The 8,323-nt window shown below is 71.6% G+C and carries 7 protein-coding genes; 3 read left to right on the forward strand and 4 right to left on the reverse strand.

What is annotated here, in order from left to right:
- Window positions 1-107 precede the first annotated feature (107 nt).
- Window positions 108-821 (forward strand): endonuclease, encoded by a 714-nt coding sequence (locus D6689_01875; GenBank protein ID RMH44667.1) that lies wholly within the window; start codon window positions 108-110, stop codon window positions 819-821.
- A 7-nt stretch (window positions 822-828) separates the two neighbouring features.
- Here D6689_01875 and D6689_01880 read toward each other — a convergent pair whose 3' ends face one another.
- Together D6689_01880 and D6689_01885 are read right to left on the reverse strand one after the other, a co-directional pair.
- The gene (locus D6689_01880) at window positions 829-4,455 is read right to left on the reverse strand and encodes a methionine synthase (GenBank protein ID RMH44673.1); all 3,627 of its coding nucleotides are present in this window, start codon (window positions 4,453-4,455) and stop codon (window positions 829-831) included.
- A 13-nt stretch (window positions 4,456-4,468) separates the two neighbouring features.
- The gene (locus D6689_01885; protein ID RMH44668.1) at window positions 4,469-4,777 is read right to left on the reverse strand and encodes a hypothetical protein; all 309 of its coding nucleotides are present in this window, start codon (window positions 4,775-4,777) and stop codon (window positions 4,469-4,471) included.
- 6 nt (window positions 4,778-4,783) lie between these two features.
- Between D6689_01885 and D6689_01890 the strand changes: the two genes are divergently transcribed.
- Complete coding sequence (locus D6689_01890; GenBank protein RMH44669.1) at window positions 4,784-5,503, forward strand: hypothetical protein; 720 nt, start codon at window positions 4,784-4,786, stop codon at window positions 5,501-5,503.
- 77 nt (window positions 5,504-5,580) lie between these two features.
- On the forward strand, window positions 5,581-6,948 hold the full coding sequence (locus D6689_01895) for a cystathionine beta-synthase (protein ID RMH44670.1): 1,368 nt from the start codon (window positions 5,581-5,583) through the stop codon (window positions 6,946-6,948).
- A 24-nt stretch (window positions 6,949-6,972) separates the two neighbouring features.
- On the opposite strand, the gene D6689_01900 is transcribed toward D6689_01895, so the two are convergent.
- Together D6689_01900 and D6689_01905 are read right to left on the reverse strand one after the other, a co-directional pair.
- A complete protein-coding gene (locus D6689_01900; GenBank protein ID RMH44671.1) occupies window positions 6,973-7,479 on the reverse strand; it encodes a PilZ domain-containing protein in 507 nt (168 codons plus the stop codon).
- A gap of 169 nt (window positions 7,480-7,648) precedes the next feature.
- Window positions 7,649-8,017 carry a hypothetical protein gene (locus D6689_01905; GenBank protein ID RMH44672.1) on the reverse strand — a complete coding sequence of 123 codons (369 nt, stop codon included), beginning with the start codon at window positions 8,015-8,017 and terminating at the stop codon, window positions 7,649-7,651.
- Window positions 8,018-8,323 lie beyond the last annotated feature (306 nt).

Here is an 8,323-nt window from a genome sequence, read left to right on the forward strand (position 1 = left end):
CCCGGGCCGCGGCCCGCCGGCCGCGCGGGCCGCGGCGCGGCGGCCGCGCCTCGTCGCCCGCGCCGGGCCCGCCGCGGATTCGGGCGAGCGCGCTATCTTCGCCCGCGATGGCCGCCATCGACCGCACCGAGCTGGACGACATCCTGCGCCAGACCCTCGACGACCGCCGGCTGTCGCGCACCGAGCGGCGCGCGCTGGCCGAGGTGTTCGCCGACTACGACCTGGACGACGACGCGCGGGGGTTCGTCCGCAGCCGCGTGTTCGCGCTCGCGCGCGAGCACCTGCGCGCCGCCGGCGCGCGCGCCGTCCTCGACTGGGCCGAGGACGTCGTCAAGCTGGTCCAGGCCCGCCACGATCGCGATCCGACCATCGGCGAGGTCCACTTCAGCCCGAGCGACGAGTGCCGGCGCCGCATCGTTCGCCTGCTTGCGAGCTGCCGCGGCTCGGCCGACATCTGCGTGTTCACGATCACCGACGACTGGCTGGCCCGCGCGATCCTCGATGCGCACGCGCGCGGCGTCGCCGTACGCATCATCACCGACGACGAAAAGGTGGGCGATCCGGGCTCTGACGTCTACCGGATCGCTCGCGCCGGGGTTCCGGTGCGCTGCGACGACAGCGAGGCGCACATGCACCACAAGTTCGCGCTGTTCGATCGGCGCATCGTGCTCACCGGCAGCTACAACTGGACGCGCAGCGCCGCGAAGCACAACCGCGAGAACTTCCTGATCACCGACGATTCGCAGCTCGTCGAGCCCTACGTCCGCGCGTTCGACGCGCTGTGGCAGGACATGTCGCCCATCACCGTGCCGCCGGCATGACGGCGCGTCAGCCGAGGTTCGGCAGCAGGAATCGCTCGACCTCGGCGACCGGCAGCCGCTTGCGCGCGGCGTAGTCGGCGAGCTGATCGCGGCCGATCGTGCCGACGGCGAAGTAGCGCGCCTGCGGATGCGCGAGGTAGATCCCGCTCACCGACGCGGCGGGCAGCATGGCGTAACCGTCCGTGAGCGAGATGCCCGCCGCGGCCTCGGCGTCGAGCAGCTGCCACAGCGTCGCCTTTTCGCTGTGGTCCGGGCAGGCCGGGTAGCCGAACGCAGGCCGGATGCCGCGATAGCGCTCGGCGAGCAGGTCCTCGAGCGGCAAGTCGTCGCCGTGACCGAGGTCGGCGCGAGCGCGCTGGTGCAGCCACTCCGCGAACGCCTCGGCCAGCCGGTCGGCCAGTGCCTTGGCCATGATCGCGCCGTAGTCGTCGTGCTCGCGCTCGTAGCGCGCGACGATGGCGTCGAGTCCGATGCCCGCGGTGACGGCGAACGCGCCGATGAAGTCCTCCAGTCCCGAGTCGATCGGCGCGACGAAGTCGGCGAGCGACCGCAGCGGGCCGCCCCGATCTTGTTGCTGTCGCAACATGTGCAGCCGCGCTCGCTCCGCGGTGCGGGACGCATCGTCGTACACGACGATGTCGTCGCCATCGGCGGCAGCCGGGAAGAAGCCGGAGACGCCGCGCGCCGTCAGTTCGCCGCCGGCGACGAGCCGGTCGAGCATCGCGCGGCCGTCGTCGAACAGGTCCCGCGCGCGGGGGTCGTCGAGCACCTTCGGATAGACGCCCTTGATCTCCCACGCGTGAAAGAACGGCGTCCAGTCGATGTAGCCGACCAGCTCGGACAACTCCGGTTGCCACACGCGCGTGCCGGTCCACGCGGGGCGTGCGATGTCTTCCTGCCGCCAGTCGATCGGCGGCCGGCGGCGGCGCGCCTCGGCGAGCGGCACGATCGCGCGGCGGCGGGTCGCTCCGGCGTGGGTGGTGCGAGCGCGCTCCTGCGCGGCGCGCGTCTCGGCGATGAACGCGTCGCGCCGGTCGGACAGCAGGCTGCCGACCACGCCGACCGCGAGCGATGCATCGCGCACGTGCACCGTGACGTGGCTGTACTCGGGGGCGATCTTCACCGCGGTGTGCTTGCTGCTCGTCGTCGCCCCGCCGATGAGCAGCGGGACGGTCATCGCGCGGCGTTGCATCTCGCGGGCGACGTGCACCATTTCGTCGAGCGACGGCGTGATCAGGCCGCTGAGCCCGACGGCATCGGCGCCTTGCTCGTCGGCCGCGTCGAGGATGTCGCGCGCGGGCACCATGACGCCCAGGTCCGTGACCTCGTATCCGTTGCACCGCAAGACGACGCCGACGATGTTCTTGCCGATGTCGTGCACGTCGCCCTTGACGGTCGCGAGCACGATCTTGCCCTTGGCGGAGGTGTCGCCCGCCGCGGCCTTTTCCGCCTCCATCAGCGGTTCGAGGATCGCGACCGCCTTCTTCATGACGCGGGCGCTCTTGACCACCTGCGGCAGGAACATCTTGCCGGCGCCGAACAGCTCGCCGACGACGTTCATGCCGTCCATCAGCGGGCCTTCGATGATGTCCAGCGGCCGTTCGTAGTGGCGCAGCGCCTCGGCGATGTCCTCGTCGATGTAGGCGTCGATGCCCTTGAGCAGCGCGTGGCGCAGCCGTTCGGCCAGCGGCAGCGACCGCCACGCGTCGTCGTCGGCCGCGGCCTGCTTGCCGCCGCCCTTGTAGCGCTCGGCGATCTCGATCAGGCGTTCGGTCGCGTCCGGCCGCCGGTTGAGCAACACGTCCTCGACGCGCTCGCGCAGGTCGGCCGGGATCTGTTCGTACACCTCGAGCTGGCCGGCGTTGACGATCGCCATGTCCAGGCCGGCGGCGATCGCGTGGTACAGGAACGCCGCGTGGATCGCCTCGCGCACCCGGTCGTTGCCGCGGAACGAGAACGATACGTTGCTGATGCCGCCGGACACGTGGCACAGCGGCATGCGGCGCTTGATTTCTCGGGTGGCCTCGATGAACGCGACCGCGTAGTCGTTGTGCTCGTCCATGCCGGTCGCGACCGTGAGCACGTTCGGGTCGAAGATGATGTCCTGCGGTGGGAAGCCGACCTGCTCGGTCAGGATGCGGTAGGCGCGCTCGGCGATGCGCACCTTGTGGTCGACCGTCGTCGCCTGGCCGGTCTCGTCGAAGCCCATGACGACGACCGCCGCGCCGTAGCGGCGCGCGAGCCGCGCGCAGCGGATGAACTCGTCTTCGCCCTCCTTGAGCGAGATCGAGTTGACGATCCCCTTGCCCTGTACGCACTTGAGCCCGGCCTCGATGATCTCCCACTTCGAGCTGTCGATCATGATCGGCAGCCGCGCGATGTCGGGCTCGCTCGCGATGAGGTTGAGAAACCGCGTCATCGCGGCGACGCCGTCGAGCATGCCCTCGTCCATGCACACGTCGAGCACGTTGGCGCCGCCGGCGACCTGCTGGCGGGCGACCTCGAGCGCCTCGTCGTAGCGCTCCTCTTTGATCAGGCGGCGGAATCGCGCGGAGCCGGCGACGTTGGTGCGCTCGCCGATCAAGATCAAGTTCGACTCGGGACGGACCGTCAGCGGCTCGAGGCCGGCGAGCTGCAGGTACGGCGACCGCTCGGGCGGCCGCCGCGGCGGTTTGCCGCGCACGGCCTCGGCGATCGCGCGGATGTGGTCCGCGGTCGTGCCGCAGCAGCCGCCGACGATGTTGACCCAGCCCGCGTCGGCGAACTCGCCGATCGCGCGGGCGACCTCGTCGGGAGACTGGTCGTAGCCGCCGAACTCGTTGGGCAGGCCCGCGTTCGGGTGGCAGGACACGAACACGTCGGCGGCCGTGGCGAGTTCCTCGACGTACGGCCGCATGTCGTCGGCGCCGAGCGCGCAGTTGATGCCGACGGCGAATAGGTCGGCGTGGGCGACCGAGATCCAGAACGCCTCGGCGGTCTGCCCCGACAGCGTGCGGCCGCTGCGGTCGGTGATCGTGACGGACGCGATGATCGGCACCCGCCGAGCGCCCTCGTCGAATAGCGAGTGGATGGCGAACAGCGCCGCCTTCATGTTGAGGGTGTCGAACGAGGTCTCGCACAGCAGCAGGTCGACGCCGCCGTCGATGAGCGCGGCGGCGGCTTCTCGGTAGCTGGCGACCAACTCGTCGAACGTGACCGCGCGGAACGCCGGGTCGTTGACGTCGGGCGACATCGACGCGGTCTTGTTGGTCGGGCCGATCGATCCGGCGACCCAGCCGTGGCCGGCGGCGGCGACGGCGCGGCGGGCGCAGCGGGCGGCCGCCAGGTTCAGCGCGCGGGCGTGCGCTTCGAGGCCGTAGTCGGCCAGGGACACGGCCGTGGCCGTAAACGAGTTGGTCGTGACGATGTCGGCGCCGGCGTCCAGGTAGCCGCGATGGATCGCCTCGATGACGTGCGGCTGCGTGATCGACAGCACGTCCGTGCAGCCGGACAGCGGCCGGTCGTGGTCCGCGAACGCGTCGCCGCGGAAGGCCGCCTCGTCGAGGCCGTACGCCTGCACCGCCGTGCCCATCGCGCCGTCGAGGATGGCGATGCGCTCGGAAAGCAGGTGGCGAAGGGCGTGCTCGCCGCTCATCGGCGCCAGCTTACTACGGGCGGCCGGTCGCGGCCGCGCGCGGTTCGACCCGGCGGCCGCGCGCATCGCTTGCGCCGGCACCGCGGGCGCGCGACACTGCGCGGCCGTGACTGCGACCGCGCGAATCCTGGTGGCGTGTGCGTGCGTTGCCGCCGCGGCCTGCGACGGCGGCGGCGCGGGCGCCGGTGCCGCCGACGCCGATGTGCGTCGCGCCGACGCCGACCCCGCTCGCGCCGACGCCGACCTCTCCCAACCGGACGCCGACCCATCCCGCCCCGACGCGGCCGCCCTCCCGCCGGGGCGGGTGTTCGACCACCGCCACACGGATGTGTCCGCCATCCCGGCGGCCTGCCTCGCGCACCTCACCTCCGGCGAGTTCGTGTTCCACTACGCGCACCGCTCGCACGGCAGCCAGATCATCGTCGGCGCCGAGAGCATCGAGCAGGCGGCGCCGCAGTATGCCTTCGCGGCGTCCTACACGTCGATTCCGAGCGAGGAGGGCGTGTTCAAGATGTGGGACGGCATGCGCGACGGCAACCTCGTCACGCCCGAGCAGTACTGGGCGTCGGACGCCGGCCTCGCCGAGGTGCGGGCGATCTTGTCGGCCAACCCGTCGATTCGCTACTCGATGTGGGCCTGGTCGTTCGAAATCTCCGAACAGTCCGAGGCGGACGTGCAGCGCTACCTGGACGCGATCGACGCGCTCGAGGCCGAGTTTCCGAATGTCACGTTCATCTACATGACCGGGCCGGCGCAGGGCGAGTACATGGCGGTCAACCGGTTCCAGCGCAACGAGCAGATCCGGGCGTTCGCCGCCGACCGCGGCAAGGTGCTCTACGACTTCGGCGACCTCGACGCGTGGAGCGGCGGCGATCGCCACACGATCGACGTCGGCGGCACCGAGGTACCGATCGAGCACCCGGACTGGTCGATCGACACCCCGGGCCACAGCGAGTACGAGTACACCCACACGACGCGGGCGAGCTGCGAGAACAAGGCGCGCGCGTTCTGGGTGATGATGGCCGTGCTGGAGGGCTGCGCCGACTGACGCGCGGCGCTCCGGCGCCAGCCGGCGCCGGGCGCGGTGGACCCCACCGGCCGGTGCGGATAGGATACGCGGCGCGCATGAGCACTATTCACGATTCGATCATCGACGCGGTCGGCAACACGCCGATGGTGCGGCTTTCGCGGATCGGCCGCGACCTGCCGTGCGAGCTGCTCGCCAAGTGCGAGTTCCTCAACCCGGGGGGCTCGGTCAAAGATCGCATCGGCGTGCGGATGCTGCTCGACGCCGAGCGCGCCGGCCGCATCAAGCCGGGCGACACGCTCATCGAGCCGACGTCCGGCAACACCGGCATCGGCCTGGCGCTGGCGGCCGCGGTGCGCGGCTACCGGATGGTCATCACCATGCCGGAGAAGATGTCGCGCGAAAAACAGGTCGTGCTCGAGGCGCTCGGCGCGGAGATCATCCGCACGCCGACCGAGGCGGCGTGGGATTCGCCCGACAGTCACATCGGCGTCGCCAAGCGGCTCAAAGAGGTGATCCCGAACTCGCACATCCTCGATCAGTACTCGAACGAGTCGAACCCCAAGGCGCACGAGGAGGGGACCGGTCGCGAGATCCTCGAGCAGTGCGACGGCCAGCTCGACGCGATCGTCATGACCGCCGGAACCGGCGGGACCTTGACCGGCGTGGCGCGCGCGATCAAGGCGGCGCTGCCGGAGTGCCTGGTCGTCGGCGTCGATCCCGAGGGGTCGATTCTCGCCGGCGACGGGCCCATCTTTTCGTACAAGGTCGAGGGGATCGGCTACGACTTCATCCCCGACGTGCTCGATCGGTCGCTCGTGGATCGCTGGATCAAGAGCAACGACCGCGACTCGTTCCGCACCGCGCGCCAGCTCATTCGGCAAGAAGGCCTGCTGGTCGGCGGGTCGTCCGGTGCGGCGGTATGGGCGGCGATGCAAGTTGGCCGCGACCTCGGCAAGGGCAAGCGGGTGGTGACGATCCTGCCGGATTCGGTGCGCAACTACTTGACCAAGTTCGTCGACGACGCGTGGATGCGCCAGCACGGGTTTCTGGAGGCTGACTGGGAGGTAGGCACGATTGGCGACATCGTGCGGTCGATGCCGCCGCGCGAGGTGATCACGATCGACGTCGAGGCGAAGCTGGCCGAGGCGGTGACGGTGTTTCAGACCCACGGCATCTCGCAGCTTCCGTGCATCGACGCCGGCCGGCTCGCGGGCATCCTCACGGAGACCGACGTGCTGCAGGTGCTGGTCGACGGCAAGGCCAAGCCGGACGCGTCGATCGCCGAGGTCATGGTGCGCAACGTCGCGACCGTGCAGATGCACACCCCGGCGAGCGAGCTGTCGGCCATTTTCGACCGCGGCGAGGTCGCGATCGTCGTGGACGAGGACCGGGTGGTGCAGGCGATCCTCACCAAGATCGACCTCATCAACTTTCTCACGCGCCGCGCGGCCAAGCCGAAGTAGCGACCGCGCCGGCAGGTGCGCCGGCTACGGCGCGTCCACGCGGTGGCGCAGCAACTCGATGAGGAAGCGCCGCAGGCGCCGCTCGTGGCGTTCGCTGTCGTCGTTGGCGAACGCCACACCGACGCCGCGGCGGTCGGGATCGGCCGACACCCACGCGACGGCGCCCCGCACGCGCAGGCCGTGCTCGTCGGTGCCGGCGCCGCGCACCTCGATCTCGACGGCGGTGCCCACCGCGAAGTCGTCGGGCGGCGCGTCGAGGAACACGCCGCCGACGCCCAGGTCGCGCGCGTGCGTGCGGATCGACCGATCCCTGGAGCGCAGCTTCACGTCCAGGTCGCACGGGACGCGCAACGTCTGGCGGCGGTCGGCGCCGTCGAACTGCGCGCACACGAGCTGCATGATGCGCCGCTCGATGCGCGCGCGAAGTACGGCGTCCTCCGGCCGCCAGCCGACCGGCGTGCGCCGGCCCTCGAGGTCGTCGAGGCGATCGATGAGTTCGGGCAGCGAGAGCTGGTCGATGTCTGCGTGCATCCCCCTCCTCCTGTGGCAGCAGCCCCCCTGAATTCGAGTATCCCCGGACGCGCCCGACGCCGTCCACGGAAAACGTCGCCACGCCGCGGCGGGCCGCTGGCGATCCGCGTCGGCACAACCCCGACGCCGCCGGGGAACGCCCCGCTGCCGGCGTCTGCGGCGCCGGCAGCTACGGGGACCGCGGTCGACGCCCGACGTCGCCCGCGGCGTGACCGCACCGCGGCGGCGCGAGGACGCCGATGCGGCGAGCGCGCAGCCGCCGGCCCTCGACGGCGCCGAGCACCCACACCTTGTAGCCCGGGCCGGCGATGCGCGGGCGCGCGAGCGGACCGGTCAACGCGTGGCCGGCGACCCACAGCGCGCCGTCGCGGCGCTCGACCACGCCGACGATCGGGCGCCCCTCGCCCGCGACGTCAGCGATGACGTAGCCGCCGCCGGGCGCGTCGACGACCGCGTGCCCGACCAGGCGCGCGCGTTCGGCTGCCGGCCCGCACCCCGGCGGCGCCGCGGACAGCGCGAGCCACAGCCACCACACCATGTCGCGAGTATGCCGCCGCGGGCGCGCCGGCGCACGCGCGACCCGTTGCGCGCCGTGCCGCGGCCGGTGGGCCGGCCCACGCGCCACCTGTCGCGCGCCGTGCCGCCGCCGGCGACCTGTCGGGCCTCGGTCGCACGGGGCCGCGGGGGCGGGGCGGGCGCGACGTAACGTCGCTTACCGGCGAGTCGACAAGCCCCCGATGGCTACTCGGCTAGCCGGCGTGTTCGACGCCTCGTCGCGTGATTCCGCAAACTTGCAAACGCCCGAGGCGGTACGCAGCTTGCTGGTCGGCCGGGCGGAGCTGAC

The organism is Deltaproteobacteria bacterium (assembly GCA_003696105.1).
GTDB lineage: Bacteria > Myxococcota_A > Polyangia > Haliangiales > J016 > J016.

Excerpts from the sequence above, each read along its gene's own strand:
- D6689_01875 (RMH44667.1), top strand. The coding sequence starts at position 108 with ATGGCCGCCATCGACCGCACCGAGCTGGACGACATCCTGCGCCAGACC.
- D6689_01880 (RMH44673.1), bottom strand. The coding sequence starts at position 4,455 with ATGAGCGGCGAGCACGCCCTTCGCCACCTGCTTTCCGAGCGCATCGCC.
- D6689_01895 (RMH44670.1), top strand. The coding sequence starts at position 5,581 with ATGAGCACTATTCACGATTCGATCATCGACGCGGTCGGCAACACGCCG.
- D6689_01900 (RMH44671.1), bottom strand. The coding sequence starts at position 7,479 with ATGCACGCAGACATCGACCAGCTCTCGCTGCCCGAACTCATCGATCGC.
- D6689_01905 (RMH44672.1), bottom strand. The coding sequence starts at position 8,017 with ATGGTGTGGTGGCTGTGGCTCGCGCTGTCCGCGGCGCCGCCGGGGTGC.